This window comes from Qipengyuania aquimaris (assembly GCF_009827445.1).
In the GTDB taxonomy this organism is placed as follows: domain Bacteria; phylum Pseudomonadota; class Alphaproteobacteria; order Sphingomonadales; family Sphingomonadaceae; genus Qipengyuania; species Qipengyuania aquimaris.
Genome location: NZ_WTYI01000001.1, coordinates 1,282,027 through 1,300,507, shown reverse-complemented (window position 1 = coordinate 1,300,507; position 18,481 = coordinate 1,282,027). Strand labels below are relative to the sequence as shown.

The 18,481-nt window shown below is 62.6% G+C and carries 17 protein-coding genes; 6 read left to right on the top strand and 11 right to left on the bottom strand.

Annotation, left to right across the window (positions count from 1 at the left end):
* Window positions 1–37 precede the first annotated feature (37 nt).
* Window positions 38–1,996 (top strand): potassium transporter Kup, encoded by a 1,959-nt coding sequence (locus GRI34_RS06365; RefSeq protein WP_160595218.1) that lies wholly within the window; start codon window positions 38–40, stop codon window positions 1,994–1,996.
* Here GRI34_RS06365 and GRI34_RS06360 read toward each other — a convergent pair.
* Genes GRI34_RS06360 through GRI34_RS06335 form a run of 6 tightly spaced genes read right to left on the bottom strand, consistent with a single transcriptional unit; the run spans window position 1,993 to window position 7,736 of the window.
* Entirely contained in the window at window positions 1,993–2,433 is a 441-nt protein-coding gene (locus GRI34_RS06360) for a GNAT family N-acetyltransferase (RefSeq protein WP_234028161.1), read from the bottom strand. The genes GRI34_RS06365 and GRI34_RS06360 overlap by 4 nt on opposite strands.
* A 6-nt stretch (window positions 2,434–2,439) precedes the next feature.
* Window positions 2,440–3,084: an inner membrane-spanning protein YciB gene (locus GRI34_RS06355; protein WP_160595216.1), complete on the bottom strand. Its 645-nt coding sequence runs from the start codon at window positions 3,082–3,084 to the stop codon at window positions 2,440–2,442.
* Entirely contained in the window at window positions 3,084–4,007 is a 924-nt protein-coding gene (gene ftsY, locus GRI34_RS06350) for a signal recognition particle-docking protein FtsY (RefSeq protein WP_090481444.1), read from the bottom strand. The genes GRI34_RS06355 and ftsY overlap by 1 nt, the downstream gene beginning before the upstream one ends.
* Entirely contained in the window at window positions 4,004–5,191 is a 1,188-nt protein-coding gene (locus GRI34_RS06345) for a MiaB/RimO family radical SAM methylthiotransferase (RefSeq protein ID WP_160595215.1), read from the bottom strand. Before GRI34_RS06345 ends, ftsY begins: the two co-directional genes overlap by 4 nt.
* The gene (gene dapF / locus GRI34_RS06340; RefSeq protein ID WP_160596414.1) at window positions 5,188–5,997 is read right to left on the bottom strand and encodes a diaminopimelate epimerase; all 810 of its coding nucleotides are present in this window, start codon (window positions 5,995–5,997) and stop codon (window positions 5,188–5,190) included. The genes GRI34_RS06345 and dapF overlap by 4 nt, the downstream gene beginning before the upstream one ends.
* A gap of 41 nt (window positions 5,998–6,038) precedes the next feature.
* The gene (locus GRI34_RS06335; protein ID WP_234028160.1) at window positions 6,039–7,736 is read right to left on the bottom strand and encodes a putative bifunctional diguanylate cyclase/phosphodiesterase; all 1,698 of its coding nucleotides are present in this window, start codon (window positions 7,734–7,736) and stop codon (window positions 6,039–6,041) included.
* 160 nt (window positions 7,737–7,896) lie between these two features.
* On the opposite strand from GRI34_RS06335, the gene GRI34_RS06330 reads away from it, so the two are divergent.
* Window positions 7,897–8,307 carry an EVE domain-containing protein gene (locus GRI34_RS06330; protein WP_160595214.1) on the top strand — a complete coding sequence of 137 codons (411 nt, stop codon included), beginning with the start codon at window positions 7,897–7,899 and terminating at the stop codon, window positions 8,305–8,307.
* 9 nt (window positions 8,308–8,316) lie between these two features.
* Here the strand turns inward: GRI34_RS06330 and GRI34_RS06325 are convergent, their stop codons facing one another.
* A complete protein-coding gene (locus tag GRI34_RS06325) occupies window positions 8,317–9,987 on the bottom strand; it encodes a thiamine pyrophosphate-binding protein (RefSeq protein ID WP_160595213.1) in 1,671 nt (556 codons plus the stop codon).
* Window positions 9,988–10,137: 150 nt separating this feature from the next.
* Here GRI34_RS06325 and GRI34_RS06320 point away from each other — a divergent pair, with 150 nt between their 5' ends.
* On the top strand, window positions 10,138–10,332 hold the full coding sequence (locus GRI34_RS06320; protein WP_143089629.1) for a hypothetical protein: 195 nt from the start codon (window positions 10,138–10,140) through the stop codon (window positions 10,330–10,332).
* 3 nt (window positions 10,333–10,335) lie between these two features.
* Here GRI34_RS06320 and GRI34_RS06315 read toward each other — a convergent pair whose 3' ends face one another.
* Complete coding sequence (locus tag GRI34_RS06315) at window positions 10,336–11,679, bottom strand: MFS transporter (protein WP_090481460.1); 1,344 nt, start codon at window positions 11,677–11,679, stop codon at window positions 10,336–10,338.
* Between the two features lie 112 nt (window positions 11,680–11,791).
* Between GRI34_RS06315 and pgsA the strand changes: the two genes are divergently transcribed.
* Window positions 11,792–12,385 (top strand): CDP-diacylglycerol--glycerol-3-phosphate 3-phosphatidyltransferase, encoded by a 594-nt coding sequence (gene pgsA, locus GRI34_RS06310; RefSeq protein ID WP_160595212.1) that lies wholly within the window; start codon window positions 11,792–11,794, stop codon window positions 12,383–12,385.
* On the opposite strand, the gene GRI34_RS06305 is transcribed toward pgsA, so the two are convergent.
* Window positions 12,382–13,848 carry an oligosaccharide flippase family protein gene (locus tag GRI34_RS06305; RefSeq protein ID WP_160595211.1) on the bottom strand — a complete coding sequence of 489 codons (1,467 nt, stop codon included), beginning with the start codon at window positions 13,846–13,848 and terminating at the stop codon, window positions 12,382–12,384. The two genes, pgsA and GRI34_RS06305, sit on opposite strands and share 4 nt — an antisense overlap.
* A gap of 195 nt (window positions 13,849–14,043) precedes the next feature.
* Here GRI34_RS06305 and GRI34_RS06300 point away from each other — a divergent pair, with 195 nt between their 5' ends.
* Entirely contained in the window at window positions 14,044–14,313 is a 270-nt protein-coding gene (locus GRI34_RS06300) for a hypothetical protein (RefSeq protein ID WP_160595210.1), read from the top strand.
* Here GRI34_RS06300 and GRI34_RS06295 read toward each other — a convergent pair.
* Together GRI34_RS06295 and rnd are read right to left on the bottom strand one after the other, a co-directional pair.
* The gene (locus GRI34_RS06295; RefSeq protein WP_160595209.1) at window positions 14,310–15,206 is read right to left on the bottom strand and encodes a hydrogen peroxide-inducible genes activator; all 897 of its coding nucleotides are present in this window, start codon (window positions 15,204–15,206) and stop codon (window positions 14,310–14,312) included. The two genes, GRI34_RS06300 and GRI34_RS06295, sit on opposite strands and share 4 nt — an antisense overlap.
* The gene (gene rnd, locus GRI34_RS06290) at window positions 15,203–16,405 is read right to left on the bottom strand and encodes a ribonuclease D (protein ID WP_160595208.1); all 1,203 of its coding nucleotides are present in this window, start codon (window positions 16,403–16,405) and stop codon (window positions 15,203–15,205) included. Before rnd ends, GRI34_RS06295 begins: the two co-directional genes overlap by 4 nt.
* Window positions 16,406–16,574: 169 nt before the next feature.
* Between rnd and aspS the strand changes: the two genes are divergently transcribed.
* Window positions 16,575–18,395 (top strand): aspartate--tRNA ligase, encoded by a 1,821-nt coding sequence (gene aspS / locus GRI34_RS06285; protein WP_160595207.1) that lies wholly within the window; start codon window positions 16,575–16,577, stop codon window positions 18,393–18,395.
* Window positions 18,396–18,481: the final 86 nt, after the last annotated feature.

The following is an 18,481-nucleotide window of genomic DNA, read 5'->3' as shown; positions in this document are numbered from 1 at the left end:
GATAGGCGAATGACAATATGCGGCCGGAAACCCACCTTTGAGCACCGATAGCACAGCTCCAGTCGAAGCGGCTGCAGTCGACGGTGCGCGCCGTGAAGGTCCCGGCCAGGCACATGGCCACGGCCACAGCGCATCGAAATCTGCTCTGGCTGTTGGCGCGATCGGTGTCGTGTTCGGCGATATCGGGACGAGCCCGCTTTATGCATTCCGCGAAACCTTCACCGGCGCCGCGAATATCGCGATCGACCGGATGCACGTCCTGGGCGTCGTCAGCCTGATCTTCTGGTCGATGCTGATCGTTGTCGCGATCCAGTATGTCACGATCCTGATGCGTGCGGACAACAAGGGGCAGGGCGGTAGCCTTGCACTCGTCGCGCTGCTCAGCCGCCATATCGGCAAGTCCCGCTGGGGCTGGCTGGTAGTCCTGCTCGGGGTATTCGCAACGTCGCTTTTCTACGGCGATTCCATGATCACTCCGGCGATCTCCGTCCTTTCCGCGGTCGAAGGCCTGACGGTTGTCGATCACCGGCTGGATCCTCTGGTCATACCGATCGCCTTGGTCCTGCTGGTGTGCCTGTTCCTGTTGCAAAGCCGCGGGACGGCGAAGGTTGGCGCGCTCTTCGCGCCGGTCATGATCGTCTATTTCGTGACCATTGCCGGGCTGGGTCTCAACCAGATCTGGCAGAATCCCGACATCCTGTGGGCCTTGAACCCCTATTACGCCTTTATGTTCTTCGTCACCGACGGCGTCGTGGCATTCCTCGCTCTTGGCGCGGTCGTGCTCGCGGTGACCGGTTCCGAAGCGCTTTATTCGGACATGGGCCACTTCGGACGCGGACCGATGCGCCTGAGCTGGTTCGGCTTCGTGATGCCGTGCCTGCTGCTGAACTATTTCGGGCAGGGCGCGATGATCGCGGGTCTCCCGCCGGAGCAGGCGGCTATCGCCGCGGCAAACCCCTTCTTCCTGCTGGCGAGCGAGGAATATCGTCTTCCGCTGGTTATCCTCGCCACGATGGCGACGTTTATCGCTAGCCAGGCGGTGATCTCCGGCGCTTTCTCGATTACCCACCAGGCCATGCAACTGGGCTTCATGCCGCGCATGTCGATCCGCCACACCAGCGAAACCGAGGCCGGACAGATCTACATCCCGGTCATCAACTGGGCGCTGATGGTGGCGGTGATCATCCTCGTCCTGACCTTCCAGAACTCGTCCAACCTCGCCAGCGCCTACGGGATTGCGGTCACGGGTGCCGTGACCATCGACACGCTGCTGATGGGCGTGCTGTTCGTCGGCGTATGGAAGTGGAAGTGGTGGTACGCCCTGCCCGTGGTGACCTTCTTCCTGATCGTTGATGGCGCCTATTTCGCAGCCAATCTCGTCAAGGTGCCGCAGGGTGGGTGGTTCCCGCTGGTCGTCGGTCTCGTGGCGTTCACCTTGCTCACCACATGGGCGCGCGGACGCAAGCTTATGCGTGAACGGATGAGCGAGACGGCCCTGCCGATCGAAATCTTCGCCAAGAGCGCCAAGAACAGCGCGACACGTGTGCCGGGCACCGCGATCTTCATGGCGAGCCAGACGGCCGGTGTTCCCTCCGCGCTGCTGCACAACATCAAACACAACAAGGTTCTGCATGAGCGGGTAGTGATCCTGACCGTGCTGATCGACGATACCCCCTATGTCGATGCGAGCGAGCGGTGCGAAATGGTCGATCTTGGCGACGGCTTCTACCGCGCTGTTCTGCACTATGGCTTCATGCAGGAAACCGACGTGCCGCAAGGCCTCAAGGAGATGGAGCGTTGCGGCGGCGAGTTCGACATGATGCACACCAGCTTCTTTCTGTCGCGCCAGACACTGTTGCCGAGCGACAAGCCTGGAATGCCGATCTGGCGCGAGAAGATCTTCGCCTGGATGCTGAGGAATGCGGCAACGGCGATGGACTTCTTCAGGCTGCCGACCAACCGCGTGGTCGAACTTGGCAGCCAGGTCGAGATCTAGACGTTCTCGGTCTTGAGCGTCTTGCGCAGATAATGTGTGGTGTGGCCTTTGGGCCGACCTTCAAGCGAAGCCATCAACTCGTAGCCGTTTCTCTCGTAAAACGGGCGAGCCTGCCAGCTTGTCGTTTCGACGAGAGCAAGGTTGCACTGGAGGTCGCCCGCGAACGCCTCCGCCGCAGCGACGAGATCGCTGCCTGTTCCTGAGCCGCGCGCTTGTTCCGATAGCCAGAGAAGCTCGATGTGCAGCGTGTTCCAATAGCAGGAACCGCGTAGACCACCGATGAGCTCGCCATTGTCGCCGCGAGCCACCACATGGAATCGCACCTCGTCCTCGTTTGGTTCGAGGTCGGGAATGGTCGCGCGATTGAACTCGGCGATGCCGACGCTGAGCGCTTTCGCCACGTCGGCAGGAGGGCTGCGTAAAATTTGGACCACCATGGCGACTTATCCAGTCGGCGGTTCGTCCTGCATGACCTCGTCGGTATCCTCGAACGAGAGACCGTGGCGCAGCAGCATGGGGATTTGCGTGAAGGTGAACAGGAAGGTCAGCGGCAGGAACACCCACAGCTTCGCCCAGAGCCAGCCTTCGAAGCTCATCGTGCGAACCAGCACCTCGTTGAGGCCCGCCAGCGCGAAGAAGAAGAAGCCCCAATTGCGCGAAAGCTTGAGCCATCCTTCGTGGGTGACGCCCTCGAAAGCGGCTTCGAGCAGGACCTGGAGCCACGCCCGGTTACGCAGCCAGCCGATGATCAGGACTACGCCGAACAGTAGGTAGATCGCGGTCGGCTTGAACTGGATGAAACGTTCGTCTTGCAGCCAGATCGTCAGCGCTCCGAAGCCGACGATCAGCGTCGTCGACAGGATCAGCATCGGACTGACCTTGCCGAACTTCCACTTGCTGAAGGCGAGGGCGACCACGGCGGCGACCATGAAGGCGATCGTGCCGTAAATCACCGCCGCAATCTCGCCGAATGTCGACGTCTCGGGCGGTTCGTAAAACTTGTAGACGCCGAGGAAGACCAGCAGCGGGCCATAATCGACCAGCGTGTGCAGCCAGCCGGTTTTCTGTTTGGGCTTCGCTTCGCTCATCAGGCGATCCCCGCAATGACACGCGCCACCAGGTCGGGATCGAAGGGGCGCAAATCGTCGATCTTCTCGCCGACGCCGATCGCGTGGATCGGCAGGCCGTATTGCTCCGCCGCCTGGACGAGCACGCCGCCGCGCGCGGTTCCGTCGAGCTTGGTCATGACGAGGCCGGTGACGCCTGCCACTTCCTTGAACACGTCGATCTGGGACAGCGCGTTCTGGCCGTTGGTGGCATCGAGCACCAGCACCACGTCATGCGGCGCTTCGGGATTGAGGCGGCCGAGGACTTTACGGATCTTCGCAAGCTCGTCCATCAGTTCGCGCTTGTTCTGCAAGCGGCCTGCGGTGTCGACGATCAGCACGTCGGTGCCGATCTCGGTGCCCTTCTTGACCGCGTCGAACACGATCGAGGCGGGATCGCCGCCTTCCGGGCCGCGCACGATAGGGACGCCCACGCGGTCTGCCCAGGTCTGGAGCTGGCCGATGGCGGCCGCGCGGAAGGTGTCTCCGGCGGCGAGCATGACGTTGTAATCGTCCTCGACGAAAAGGTGCGCGAGCTTGGCGATGGTGGTCGTCTTGCCGCTGCCGTTCACCCCGATCACGAGCAGGACCTGCGGACGCGGGAAGGCGGTGATTTCGAGCGGCTTTGCGACGGGGCGCAGGATCGCCGCGATTTCCTCGGCGACCGCTTCCTTCAGTTCCTGCGCGCTGATTTCCAGGCCGAAGCGCTTGTCCCGCAGTTTCTCCCGGATGCGCGCAGCCGCGCTCGGGCCGAGGTCGGACATGATAAGTGCATCCTCGACATCGTCGAGTGTCGCATCGTCCAGCTTCGCCTTGCTGACGACTTCGGTCAGGTTTTCGGACAGGCGTTCCGACGTCTTCTTGAAGCCGCCGAACAGGCGCTCGGTCCAGCTGGGTTTGCTCATGCCAGAAGGTCGTCCTCGAATTTGGTGGGGGTGATCGTGACGAGCTGCCCCGGCTCGGTACCGGCGGGCAGGTCCACCCGCGCGAAGTTCTCCGCATAGCCAGTGCCGTCGCGTTCCGCGAGGACATTGAGCGGCTTATCGACGAGCATTGCCAGCCATTCTGCACGGGTCTTCGCCACTGCCTCGCGCAGTTCGGCAGCGCGCTGCTTGATCGTCGCGCGGTCCAATTGCGGCATCCGCGCTGCGGGGGTGCCGGGGCGGGGCGAATAGGGGAAGATGTGGCCGTGCACGATGCCAAGCTCGCGAATGATCGAGAGGTTGGCCTCGTGGTGCTCCTCGGTCTCGGTCGGAAAACCGGCGATGAGGTCGGCGCCCACGGCAAGGTCCGGGCGGCGGTCCTTGAGGCGATGCACCAGGTCGACCGCATCGGCGCGGCTGTGGCGGCGCTTCATCCGTTTCAGGATAAGGTCGTGCCCATGCTGCATGGACAGGTGGAGATGCGGCATCAGGCGCGGCTCACCGGCGAACAACTCGAACAGGGCCTCGTCGATCTCGATCCCGTCGAGCGACGACATCCTGAGGCGCGGCAGGGTGGGGAAAGCGTCGAGCACGGCGCGCACCATCGCGCCCAACTGCGGCTTGCCCGGAAGGTCGTGGCCCCATGAGGTGACGTCGACGCCGGTCAGCACCACTTCGGCGGCGCCCTGGTCGATGTGGAGGCCGACCTCGCGGATCACCGCGTCCACGGACATCGAACGGCTTGCCCCGCGACCTTGTGGGATCACGCAAAAGGTGCAGGCATGGTCGCAGCCGTTCTGCACGGCCACGAAGGCGCGCGTGCGCCGCTTGGGAACGGGCGGAGCTTCCGCCGGCACGTTCCATGCGCGCGGGTCGAGCTTGGCGTCATTGGCGATGAGTCCATCGACCTCGGGCATGGCGGCCAGCTCGTCGCGTTCGATTTCCGCAGCGCATCCGGTAACGAGCAGGCGCGCGTCCGGATTTGCACGACGCGCACGGCGGATGGCCTGCCGCGTCTGTCGCACTGCCTCGCTGGTGACCGCGCAGCTGTTGACCACGACGAGGTTCTCCTCGCCCGCCAGCATGGTGCGCATCCGCTCACTTTCGGAGATGTTGAGGCGGCAGCCGAGCGACACGATCTGCGGCAATTTTGCGAGCGCGTTCATGCGTAGTCGTCCCACTCGAAAGAACCGCGGAAGCTTTCGCTGGCAGGGCCGGTCATGCGAATGGTTTCGCCCTCGCTCCAGGCGATCTGCAGGTCGCCGCCGGGCAGGGCCACGGTCACTTCGCTGTCGACGAGCCGTCGGCGCATGGCATGGACAGCCGTCGCGCAGGCACCCGTACCGCACGCCTTGGTCAGGCCCGCGCCGCGTTCCCATACGCGCAGCCTGATCCGGCTGCGGTCTTCGATGGTCGCAACGTTCACGTTCACGCGTACGGGGAAAAGCGGGTCGTTTTCGATTTCCGGTCCCAGCCGGTCGAGCGGGACCGCATCGCAATCGTCCACGAAGAAGATCACATGCGGATTGCCGACATTCACCGCTCCGGGATTCTGCAGCATTTCCCAGCCGACGGGCATGGAGAGCGTGTCCATTGGGTAGGCGAGCGGGATGGCGTCCCAGTCGAAGCGCGGCGCGCCCATGTCGACGCTGGCGCCGCCGTCGCGCGGCGAGGCTGCCAGCATGCCTCCGTCCGTCTCGATCGTGGCGTTGCTGCCATGCAGCATGGCGACAGCGCGCGTTGCGTTGCCGCATGCGCCCACTTCGCCGCCGTCGTGATTGTAGATCCGCATGCGGAAATCCGCGCTGTCGCTGGGTTGTAGCAGGATCAGCTGGTCGCATCCGATACCGGTGTGCCGATCCGCGATACCGCGCGCGATACTTTCATTAAGATCGGGCAGGTCATTTTCGCGCGCATCGAGCACGACGAAATCATTGCCTAGTCCATGCATCTTGATGAAGGGAATGCGCATCTTGGCGCGCATCTATGCCTTCGGGGGGCTATCGTAAAGTATCAGCCCGCTCGCTTGCCGCTCTCGACCTTGTCGTCGCGCTTCTTGCGTTCAGCTTCGAGGTCGAGGACATCGTCGCTTTCCGAAGCCAGCAGTTCCTGTACCGAAAGGCGCTCGAGCACCTTCGCTGCGGGCTCGGGGCGACCGTAGTGGTAGCCTTGGCCTTTCATGCGGCCCATGCTCTTCAGGACTTCGTGGATCGCCTCGTTCTCGATGCCCTCGGCGGTAATCGGCAGTTTCAGGCCATCGCTCATCGCCACGATCGCATCGACCAAGGCAGTGTTGTTTTCATCGGCGCGCAATTCGCTGATGAAAGTGCGGTCGATCTTGAGCCGGTCGAAGGGCAGGCTTCGCAGCTGCGAAAGGCTGGAATAGCCGGTCCCGAAATCGTCGAGGCTGACATGGACGCCCTGGTTGCGCAGGGACGTGATCATCGAACGCACCATGCCGATATTTTCGTGCAGGCAGGTCTCGGTGATCTCGATATCAAGGCGGTGCGGCGGGAAGCGGTGCTTGACCAGCAGCTTAAGTACCTTCTGGGCGAACCACGGGTCGCGCATTTGGACTGGCGAAATGTTGACCGACAAGGTCAATTGGTGATCCCACTGCTTGGCATCTTCGAACGCCTGCTCGATCAATTTCTCCGACAATTCGCCGATGACGCCAATTTCTTCCGCGATGGGAATGAAGATATCCGGACCAACAACGCCGAGTTCCGGCGATTCCCAACGAGCCAGCATCTCGAAACCGACCAGCTTGTCGGTCTCTAGGTCGATTTGCTGTTCGTAATAAGGCACGAATTCGCCGTTCGCGATGCCGGCGCGGATGCCTGATTCCAGCTTGTTGCGGAAACGCAGTTCGTTTTCCATCGGCGGTTCGAACCAGTAGAAGCGATTCTTGCCCTGCTTCTTTGCGTGATACATGGCGATGTCCGCCTTGTGCATCAGGTCCTGCGCCCCGCTCGATCCCTTTTCGAGAGTCTCGAGATGAATGGAGCTGGCAATGCCTATCGAAACGGTGACATCCAAGGCGACTTCGTCGTGATTGACCGGTGTAGCAACGCGGTCGACCATCCGCGTTGCCAGATGTTCGATACGATCAGGGGCGGATGCGTGATAAGGCACCACGCACAGGAATTCGTCGCCGCCGATCCGGGCAAGCACACCGCCTGACGGTAGAACGCGTCCCAGCCGTTCCGCAGTCGCCCGCAGGACTGCGTCGCCTGCGGCATGGCCGTTGAGATCGTTTACCTGCTTGAAGTTGTCGAGATCGACGGCAATCGCAGCGAGCGCTCGCTCGGAATTGCATTCCTGTTCGAGAAGGATCGCCAGGCGAGCAGCGAAACTGCGACGGTTGAGACATCCGGTAAGGTCGTCGATCTCGGCGAGGCGGCGGGCTTCCTCTTCGGACTGGCGACGCTCTGCCAGCTCGGCATTCAGCGCCTTGTAACGCCGCCATCCAAGCAGGATGAGCGCGATGTTAAGAATGAGGGCATTGGTAAGGACCGCATCGGGACCACCGACCGATCCGCTCCACGTCTTGATGATATTGGGCAGGGCGACGCCGGCGGTGCCGACGAACAGGATCATCGCGGCAAAGGCGATCCCCTGCGTGACCAGATCGTGGCGTGTCGATCCCGCGAGGTCATGCGACGCACGTTCCGGCCGATCCTGCCGCAATCCTGAGATGTTCTTGCCCAAAAGGTCCCCCGGACACACTCGTGTTTCATGCGTGCCTAAGGGACGATGTCTAAAAAGCCGTTAACCGGAACCCGCTGCCGCGGCGCGTTTTCTGGCCAAATGGCGTCCCGCGCGCTAGGCCGCCGGAAAATTATCGAAGCTGACCAGGAGAATTTTGCGAATGGCCCGTTACTGGCTGATGAAATCGGAACCCTTCAAATATAGCTGGGACGACCTTGTCGCCGAGAAGGAAGGGATCTGGGACGGCGTTCGCAATCACCGCGCCAAGAACAACCTCGCGGCCATGGAAGTGGGCGACCAGGCGTTTTTCTACCACTCGCGCGAAGGGCTGGAGATCGTCGGCATTTGCGAAGTCAGCGTGGCCGGGATCACCGATCCAACCGACCCGGAAGGCAAGTGGGCCGCCGTGAAAATCGTGCCGAAGACCAAGCTGCCGAGCCCGGTGACGCTGAAGCAGATCAAGGCCGAACCAAAGCTCGAGGATTGCGAACTGGTACGCCTCTCGCGCCTGTCGGTCGCGGAAATCAAGCCCGACGAATGGTCCGTGATCTGCTCGATGGCAGGGATCTGACCGACTGGATCAGCTGCGGGCGCGCAATCCGCTGACGGTTGCACCGCTCGCTGCCAGCTGTTCGACATCGATCACGCAGTGAATGAGCCGCAGGCCGGTGCGGCCTTCCGCTGCAACCAGTGCATCCTTGAACTGATCGGTCGTCTCTGCGCGGGCAGACCAGCCTCCGTAAGCCTGTGCCAATGCCGCGAAATCGGGATTGGCGAGGCGGGTGCCGCTGATGCGCTCTTCGCCCGGGAATTCGCGCTCCTGATGCATCCGGATCGTGCCATAGGCTCCATTATCGACGATGACGACGATCAGATTGCCGCCGTGCTGGACGAGCGTGGCCATTTCCTGCCCGTTCATCATGAAGTCGCCGTCGCCCGCTACGGCAACGACCGCGCGTTCGGGGAAGCGTAGCGACGCGGCGACAGAGGCGGGCACACCATAGCCCATGGCGCCGCAGGTAGGTGCAAGCTGTGTCGGAAAGCCTTCATAGCGCCAGTAGCGATGCCACCAGCCGGCGAAATTGCCCGCGCCGTTGCAGATGATCGTATCGGCGGGGAGCGTGTCGCGCATGAACTGGACGCACGCGCCCATATCCAGCGGGTAGTCGTTCGGCGTGGCCGTGGCCCAGGCTTCCCATTCGGCATTCGCCTCTGCGCCGGCATCGAAATCGATCGTGTCGCCATCGTCCCACAGGGCGGCGCTTTCCGCGAACTCGTCCATCTCGGCACAGATGGCGAGATCGGTGGGATAGACGCGGTGCAATTCCTCTGGATCGGGATGGACGTGGATTAGCGTGCGATCGGCATCCTCCAGCGGCGGAACGGTGTAGCCGTCGGTGGTCGCCTCGCCGAGCCGTGCGCCGACTGCGAGGACCAGGTCGGCATTTTTCACGCGCTCGACCAGCTTGGGATTGGGGCCATAGCCCAGCGCTCCGGCATAGACGCGGCTCGACGGGCTGATCGCATCCTGGCGGCGGAAGGCAGTGGCGACCGGAATGCCGAGGCGTTCGGCGAAGAGCTGGAAGTGCTCGCGCGCCTTCGTGTTCCACCCGGCGCCGCCGACGATGGCGACCGGCGAAGCGGCATCGGCGATAAGAGCCATCATCGCCTGCATCGCATCGGGGCAGGGGGCCTGCGCAGGCCGCTCCACACGCTTGCGGGGCTTTGCCGAAGTGTCGTGGCTCAGCATGTCTTCGGGAAGGGCCAGAACGACCGGACCGGGGCGCCCGGAAATGGCGGTGGCATAGGCGCGGGCGACATATTCCGGGATACGGTCCGCGCTATCGATGCGCGCTGCCCATTTTGCGATCGGCCCGAAAAAGGCCGCGAAATCGACTTCCTGGAAGCCTTCACGGTCGCGCATCTCGGAATCGACGTCGCCCACGAACATGATCATCGGCTGCGAATCCTGCTGGGCGACGTGGATGCCGATGCTGGCATTGGTCGCGCCCGGGCCGCGGGTGACGAAGGCGATCCCCGGCCTTCCGGTCATCGCCCCGTCAGCGCAGGCCATCATCGCAACCCCGCCTTCCTGTCGGCAAGTGACCAGGTCGATTGAGTCCTGCTGGCCGAGCGCGTCGAGAACCTGCAGGAAGCTTTCTCCCGGCACGGTGAAAATTCGGTCGCAGCCCTGTTCGATCAGGCAATCGACGAGCAGTTTCGCGGCGGCGGGAGTGGGGCGCTTGGTCATGGATCACGCGGTTAGCCTCGCCGGCAGCTTCGCGCAATCGCGGTGGCAAATCTTGCCACATATCCTCAGCAAACACGCTGAATGTCCCGTATTGCTACAGCGTTGATTGTGCGGGACCCCAAGGGTTAAAAATGCGTTAAGAGCTGCATCATGAGACGCGCATTAGTCCTTAACACCGAAGCCGCCCGCCACTGGTTGCGGGCAAGTCTGCCCCAGCGCCGCGCGATGTTCGCCGACGTTCCGCAGGACCAGCCGATCGACTGGCGGCTGACCGCTTCGGATGTACGCGGCGCGGCGACGGTCTATTTCGCGACCTTCGCAGCGGTTCTCGCTTTTATCGCCTGATTGTCAGGCCCGATTGAGGGCTGCGGCGCTACGCTCTGCCTTCAAAAGTTTGCGCCCCAACCATGCAGAGATCAGGCACATCAGTGCGCTGATGAGTACCTGTTCCACGATCGGGACCCCGGCCGCGCTCATCCCCATCGCCAGGAGCGAGCCGCAGACCATCGCGCCTGAATTGACGATATTGTTGGCCGCAATCGTGCGCGATGCCTTCTCCGGCGCCACGCGCGTGGTCAGGAAGGCGTAGAGCGGCACGACGAACATTCCGCCTGCAATCGCGATGCCGAGCAGGCACAGCAGCAGCACGGTCGCCATCGGCCAGGCGAGGAAACCTGCGACATCGAGCAGTTCGGTCGGCTGGTCGGCCTCCCACAATTTCGCGACGCTGTAGAAAGCGATCACGAAGAGGCCCATCACGATCACCGATTGCGAGGCATAACGGGCCGAGACCTCGCCTTTGAGCAGGGCGTTGATAGCCACCGATCCGATGGCGATCCCGACCGAGAAGATGACGAGGAAGAGGCTTGCCACTTCCTTGCTGGCCATGATCACGTTCTTGGCGAGCGGGGGGAACTGGATGAACAGCACCGCACCGATGGTCCAGAAGAAGCTGATCGCGATGATGGCGTAATAGACTTCGCGCGCATGCATGGTTTCGCGCACGAGCTGCACCGAAGCACGCAGGATGTGCCAGTCGAGCTTTTCCGGCGCGCCCTGCGGCGGGGCATCGGGCACCTGGCGGCTCACGAAATAGGCGACGACCGAGGTGAGGATGATGCCAACCGCCGCGACCTCGACGGGGATCCAACCAGCCAGGATCGTGCCGGCAAGGATGGCGATATAAGTTCCGGCCTCGACCAAGCCGGTGCCCGCGAGCACTTCGTCTTTCTTGAGGTGCTGCGGCAGGATCGCGTATTTGATCGGTCCGAGGAAGGTGGACTGCACGCCGGTCAGGAACAGCGCAAACAGCATCAGGACGATCGGCAGGGTAGTCTCGATACCGAACAGGCTGACCGGCAGGTCATAGCCTTTCCAGGCGAGGTACAGCCCGCTCGCCCCGATAAGCATCAGGATTATCTCGCAGAATTTGACCTTGCGGATGATCGCCGCCTTGTCGCGCATGTCGGCTAATTGGCCTGCCAGTGCGGACAGGATGAAGAACGGCAGGATGAACAATCCCGACGCGATGGCGCTGAACTGGCCTTCCGCCTCTTCGGAATTGTAGATCTGGTAGACCACGAAGAGCACCATCGCGGTCTTGTAGAGGTTGTCGTTGAACGCGTTGAACAGCTGCGTCACGAAGAGCGGCAGGAAACGCCTGCTGCGCAGCAAATGTGTAGATGTAAGCATGACCCCCCGGGCACAACCTCGGCTCCGCAGCCCTTGTGCGGACTAACGCAGGCGCGGACAAGGCAAATGTGCCGCTTTTGCGCCGGACAGTTTGTCGTTAGAGCGATTCGTCATGTTGAGCCTGCCCAACATCCTCACGCTTTCGCGCATCGTCGCGATCCCGCTCTTGGCCTTCCTATTGTGGTGGCCGGGCTGGGAAACCGGCTATCTTGCGGCCTTCGTGCTCTACTGCGCGATGGGCATCACCGACTATTTCGACGGCATGCTCGCCCGATCGAGCGGGGCAGTTTCGAAGCTCGGCATTTTCCTCGATCCGATCGCCGACAAGATCATGGTCGCATCGGTGATCCTCGTGCTGGCGGCCCAGGGTGTACTGCGCGGCCCCTATGTGGGCGACATGCATGTCATTGCCGGACTCATCATCCTCGTGCGCGAAATCGCGGTGTCGGGCCTGCGCGAATTCCTGGGCGGGCTTCAAGTCTCGGTTCCGGTGAGCAAGCTCGCCAAGTGGAAGACGACATTCCAGCTTATCGCACTGGGTTCGTTGATTCTGGGACAGGGGCTGCCGCGCTGGACGGTCATGATCGGCGATATCGCGGCCAATGTCCCGCACACGGTCGGCTTGGTGACACTTTGGGCAGCCGCCTTGCTGACGCTCATCACAGGGTGGGACTACCTGCGCGTCGGCCTCAAGCACATGGATTAGAGTCGCCGCAGGTTGCGGCCTGCGACGCGAAGGAACTCGGCCTCGCTGGAATCGGGGCGGCCTGAGACCAGCCACAGCAGCCACAGCATCGCGGCATAGCTCGCCGCACCCACGCTCGCGCGCCAGACCAGCTCGACCAGCACCCAGGTCGATAGCACCGGCAGGCTGATTACCAGCACATACATGGCTGCAGCGGCAAGGAAGGGGCGGGCCACGGCCACGATCGCGCCCAAGACGCTCCCTCGCGACAGGAGCGAGATGATGGCAAGGCCGACCAGCAGTTGCGCCGCGCTTACGGCAAGGCCGGTCTGGGCGATGGCCAGCGGCGACCCACCGTTTGCGGCGACCGTGACGACCGCAATCACCATGGCGGCCAGTGCGCCAAGGCACAGCAGTCCGGACAGCCGTTCGTGCCCGCCTGCCTGGAGCGAGGAGGCGATCAGGCGGAACACGGCGATGAGAGCCGTGCCGACAGCGATAGGCGCGACCAGCACGGCGGCGGCACCCCATTGCTCGCCGAGGAATACGCGAATGAACTGGTCCGACACCGCCGCGAGGCCCAGCCCCATCGGTGCGGCCATCATGGCATAACCGCCCAGCGAGCGGGCGATACGGCGCCCCTGTTCGGTAAAGGCTCCGCTGCGCGCCGTCGTCACGTATGTCACGCGGTTGAGGGCCATCGCGATTTCCTGTGTCAGGATATTCGCCACGTCCTTGCTCACGGAAAATGCGCCGACCGTGCCGGTGTCGGCCACGCGGCCCACGGTCAGGCGCTCCACCTGGCTGTAGAAAACCTGCGCGGCAGCCCCGGCGAAAAACCAGAGGGAGACGCCGAGCAGCTCTGCCCGGCGCGCCGCCGACAGTCGCGGGCGATAGGCCTGCATTGTGTAGGAGAGCACCATGAGAATCAGGGATTGCACGATCATCCCTGCGACCAGCGCCCAGTAGGACCGCAGCCATAGCGCCAGCCCGACGGTCACGAAGAACGACAAGATCCGTGCCGTGCCTTTCATCTTCAAGTCGCGGCCGAAGGCGAAATCGCGCTCGAACTCGACGATCCCGATATTCATCGCTCCGAGCATGAGGAAGCGTAGCGACAGCGCGTAAATGACCGGCTCTACCCGCGGCTCTGCAAAGAAAGCCGCGGCCGGGCCGGCGATGGCGAACAGGACTGCGGCGAGCAGGGCGAACATCACTATCTGGATGGTCCAGGCCGTGTCGTAATAGTCCCGTTCCAGCTTATCCATCCGAAGCAGGGCCTGCTTCATGCCGAGGTAGGAGAAGGTTTCCACCAGCGCGACAGCAGTCATTGCCAGCCCGACCACACCGAAATCGGCCGGGGTCAGCAGGCGCGCCAGAACGAAGACCGAAACCAGTCCGATCGCACGCAGCACCCACGTCATCGCGACGGCCACAGCCGCGCCGCGATAGACGCCGACCTGTCCGGTCTCTCCCTTGCTCACCGGTAATGTACCCCGGTCAATCGCATGACGATCTCGAACCCCCTGTCGCGGCCCGCGTGATCCCGTGTCGGCGCCGCCAAGCCATCTTTAGGGGCCGATGCGAGACATGACCAGTCGCACCGCTTTTGCGGCGGAGAGGAGATACCCGCTGCGTGGTCAACGGTTTCTTTACCAAGCAGGATTACTACGGTTCGCATGACTGCCACGCTACACATGCTTCTCGCTGCGCTGCTCAAGGTCGGTGCTGTTGCGATCATCTTCAACGAGATCCGCGGCCTCGTGCTCGCGGCGCCCGTGCTTTATGGACTCTACCTGTCCGGCGGCACGGCGATGGCAATCTGGATCGCCTTCTGCTCGCTCGCAGGGATCGCGCTCAGCGTGATCGTCCCGATGTTCGTGGTGAAGAAAGCCGATCGCTACCTTAAATCCAAGGTCAAGCAGGACGAAGAACCGCTCGCAGCCTAACCCGCGCGCAGTTCCTCCGCCAACAATTCGAAATCGTCCCGGCGCGGTGAATTCTTGCGCCAGATGAGCGCGATCTCGCGGCTTGCCGCCTTGCTCTTGAGCGGGCGCGCGACGACCTCCGTTCCGTTCAGGATACCCGCATCGACCGCCATCTGCGGCAACATGGTCAGGCCAAGGCCGTTGTCGACCATCTGTACGAGGGTGTGAAGGCTGGTGCCGATCATGGTCGCACTGCCACGCAATTCAGGCCGGTTGCAGGCCGCCAGCGCATGTTCCTTCAGGCAATGGCCGTCTTCGAGCAGGAGCAGCCGTCCCTCGTCGATCATGTCGGCGGAAATGGTTTCCGGCGGATCGCGCGGGTCGTCTTTCGGGAATGCGACATAGAGCGGATCGTCCGCGATATGGGCCTGTTCCACCTCTCCGGTCGCGAAGGGCAGGGCCAGTAGCACGCAATCTACCCGACCGTGCTGGAGCGATTCCACGGCATCCTGGCTGGTTTCTTCGCGCAGGAACAGCTCGAGCTCGGGCCGCTCCTTGCGCAACCGGGGCAGGAAACGCGGCAGCATGAAGGGCGCGATCGTCGGGATCACGCTCATGCGCAATTGCCCGGCCAGCGGCTTGCCGGCAGCCTGGACGAGATCGGCCAGTTCCTCCGCCTCGCGTAGGATGCGATGCGCTTTCTCGACCACCTGGTTGCCCAGCGCCGTGAAGCGCACCACGCGGCGGCTCCGCTCCACCAGGGTGACGCCGAGCAGCGATTCCAGCTCGCGAATGCCCGCCGAAAGGGTCGATTGGGAAACGAAGCTGGCCTCTGCCGCGCGGCCGAAATGGCCATGTTCGTGCAGGGCGACGAGATATTGCAGCTGCTTGAGGGTGGGGAGGTAGGTACTCACTCTGCCGCCTGCGCTTCGCTCAATTCGCTTCCCATGTCGTCGATGTGAGTCATCAGCAGCTTGCCGTCCTTGACCGCGAAGGCGAGGCGGCCCTCGACCAGCTCGAGCGCATCCTTGCCGAAGACCTCGTAGCGCCAGCCCTCAAGGATCGGCAGCTTGCGAACGCCTGCGGCCAGCGCTTCCATTTCGTCCGCCCGGGTCAGCAGGCGGGCGGCAATGTCGATTTCACGCGCGCGGATCTTGAGCAGCAGCTTTAGAAGGTCGGCGACCAGCGCGCCTTCCTTGCCGAGCGGTGCGCCGCGCTTTGGCTTGTCGGGCATTTCGCTCTTCGGCATCGGCTCTGCCTTGTCGAGCACCTTCATCAGCCGTTTGCCGATATCGTTGTCGCGCCAGGCATTGGACAGGCCGCGGACCTTGGTGAGGTCGGCCTGCTTCTTGGGCGGATGGCTGGCAATATCGGCCAGCGTCTCGTCGCGCATGATCCTGCCGCGCGGGATATTCTTGTGCTGCGCCTCGCCTTCGCGCCATGCGGCCAGCGCCTTGAGCCGGCCAAGCACCGAGGCATTCCGGCCGGGCGAGCGGATGCGCTTCCACGCAAGATCGGCGTCATTGGCGTAATTCGCCGGGTCGGCCAGCTTGTCCATTTCTGCATTGAGCCATGCACCGCGACCGGTCTTCACCAGCTTGTCGAGGATCTTGGGGAAGATCTTGGACAGATGGGTCACATCGCCGATCGCGTATTCGATCTGCCTTTCGGTCAGGGGGCGGCGGCTCCAGTCGGTAAAGCGTGCGCCCTTGTCGACGGTGAAGCCGAGCCAGCTTTCGACGAGATTGGCATAGCCGATCTGTTCGGACTGGCTGATCGCCATCATCGCGATCTGCGTGTCGAAGATGGGGTGCGGAGTCTTGCCGGTGAAATTGTAGACGATCTCGACATCCTGCCCGCCGGCGTGGAAGACCTTGAGCACGTCCTCATTGTCGCACATCAAATCCCACAGTGGGGCAAGGTCGATGCCGTCGGCCAGCGGATCGATGGCGGCTGCTTCTTCCTCGTTCGCGATCTGCACCAGGCACAGTTCCGGCCAGTAGGTGTTCTCGCGCATGAACTCGGTGTCGACGGTGACGAATTCGCTTTTCGCCAGGCGCTCGCACAAGTCGGCGAGGGCATCGGTGGTCGTTATCAGGTCGTGTATTTTCATCGTGTCTTTTCATGTTGCGAGCGGAGTACCGCTCCCGCACCGCCACAAGCATCTGCCAAAGTCTTGACAAAAACCCGCCGGTGCCCTGTTAGCGCGCGCGATTCCTGTTAAAGGAGCGCGCACGCTCGCGCCCTTAGCGCCATACATCCCAAATTGGAAAGACTTCCAGATGCACGCCTATCGTACCCACAACTGCGCTCAGCTGACAAAAGAGAATGTCGGCGACACTGTTCGCCTGTCCGGCTGGGTGCACAACAAGCGCGACCATGGCGGCGTGCTGTTCGTCGACCTGCGCGACCATTACGGAATCACGCAGATCGTTGCCGACAGCGACAGCAAGGCGCTTCCGGTGCTCGAAAAGCTCAAGCTGGAATCGGTCGTCACCATCGACGGCACGGTGAAGGCGCGCGACGACGTGGCGGTCAATAAGAACCTGCCCACCGGCGAGATCGAGGTCTTTGCCCGCGAAATCGAAATCCAGAGCCGTGCGGAAGACCTGCCGCTGATCGTCAACCAAGCGGAAGATTATCCCGAGGAAACGCGTCTCAAGTACCGTTTCGTCGACCTGCGCCGCGAGCGGGTTCACAAGAACATCATGCTGCGCAACCAGGTCATCACCAGCCTGCGTCGCCGCATGACCGACCAGGGGTTCAGCGAATTCCAGACGCCGATCCTCGGCGCCTCCAGTCCCGAAGGCGCGCGCGACTACCTCGTGCCCAGCCGCCTTCACCCGGGCCGTTTCTACGCGCTCCCGCAGGCGCCGCAGATGTTCAAGCAGCTCCTGATGGTTGCCGGTTTCGACCGCTACTTCCAGATCGCGCCCTGCTTCCGCGACGAAGACCTTCGCGCAGACCGCTCTCCCGAATTCTACCAGCTCGACTTCGAGATGAGCTTCGTGACGCAGGAAGACGTCTTCCAGGCGATCGAACCCGTGCTCGCGGGCGTGTTCGAAGAATTCTCTGGCGGCAAGTCCGTCACCCCCGCCGGTGAATTCCCGCGCATCCCCTATGCCGAAGCGATGCTGAAATACGGCACCGACAAGCCCGACCTGCGCAACCCGCTGATCATTTCCGACGTGACGCACCACTTCGAAAAGAGCGGTTTCGGCCTGTTCGAAAAGATCGTCGGCACCGGCGGCAAAGTTCGCGTGATCTCGGCACCGAACACCAATGAGAAGAGCCGCAAGTTCTTCGACGAAATGAACGACTGGGCCCGCAAGGAGGGTTTTGCCGGCCTCGGCTATGTCACCCGAAAGGGGGGCGAGTTCGGCGGCCCGATTGCCAAGAACCACGGCACGGAAGGCATGGAAAAGCTCTATGCCGAGCTGGGCCTTGGCGAAAACGACGGCCTGTTCTTTGCCGCGGGCAAGGAAAAGGACGCGGCGAAGCTGGCTGGCGCCGCACGCACGCGCGTCGGCGAAGTGCTCGAACTGATCGAGGAAGGCTGCTTCAAGTTCTGCTGGATCGTCGATTTCCCGATGTTCGAGTATGACGAAGAGCTCAAGAAGGTCGATTTTAGCCACAACCCGTTCTCCATGCCGCAGGGCGAGATGGAAGCGCTGGAAACCAAGGACCCTCTCGATATCCTGGCGTGGCAGTACGACATCGTCTGCAACGGCTACGAATTGTCCTCGGGCGCGATCCGGAACCACAAGCCGGAAATCATGTACAAGGCGTTCGAGATCGCCGGCTACACGCAGGCCGATGTGGACGAGAACTTCTCGGGCATGATCGAAGCTTTCAAGCTCGGCGCGCCGCCGCACGGCGGTTCCGCACCGGGCATCGACCGCATTGTGATGCTGCTCGCCGACGAGCCGAACATCCGCGAAGTAATTGCCTTCCCGCTCAACCAGAAGGCGCAGGACCTGATGATGGGCGCGCCCAACCTCGTGTCCTCGCGCCAGCTGCGCGATGTGCATATTCGCACGGTTGAAGCGCCGAAGCCGCAGGGTGCCGAGGCTACCCGGGTCGACCGGGTGGGCGACGCCTGAAGCCGGATTAGCAAGAAATTCTGCCAAATCTGCGGATGCGCTTAATCGCTGCGTAAGCTTGTGTGGGCAATTCTCTCGCTGAACAC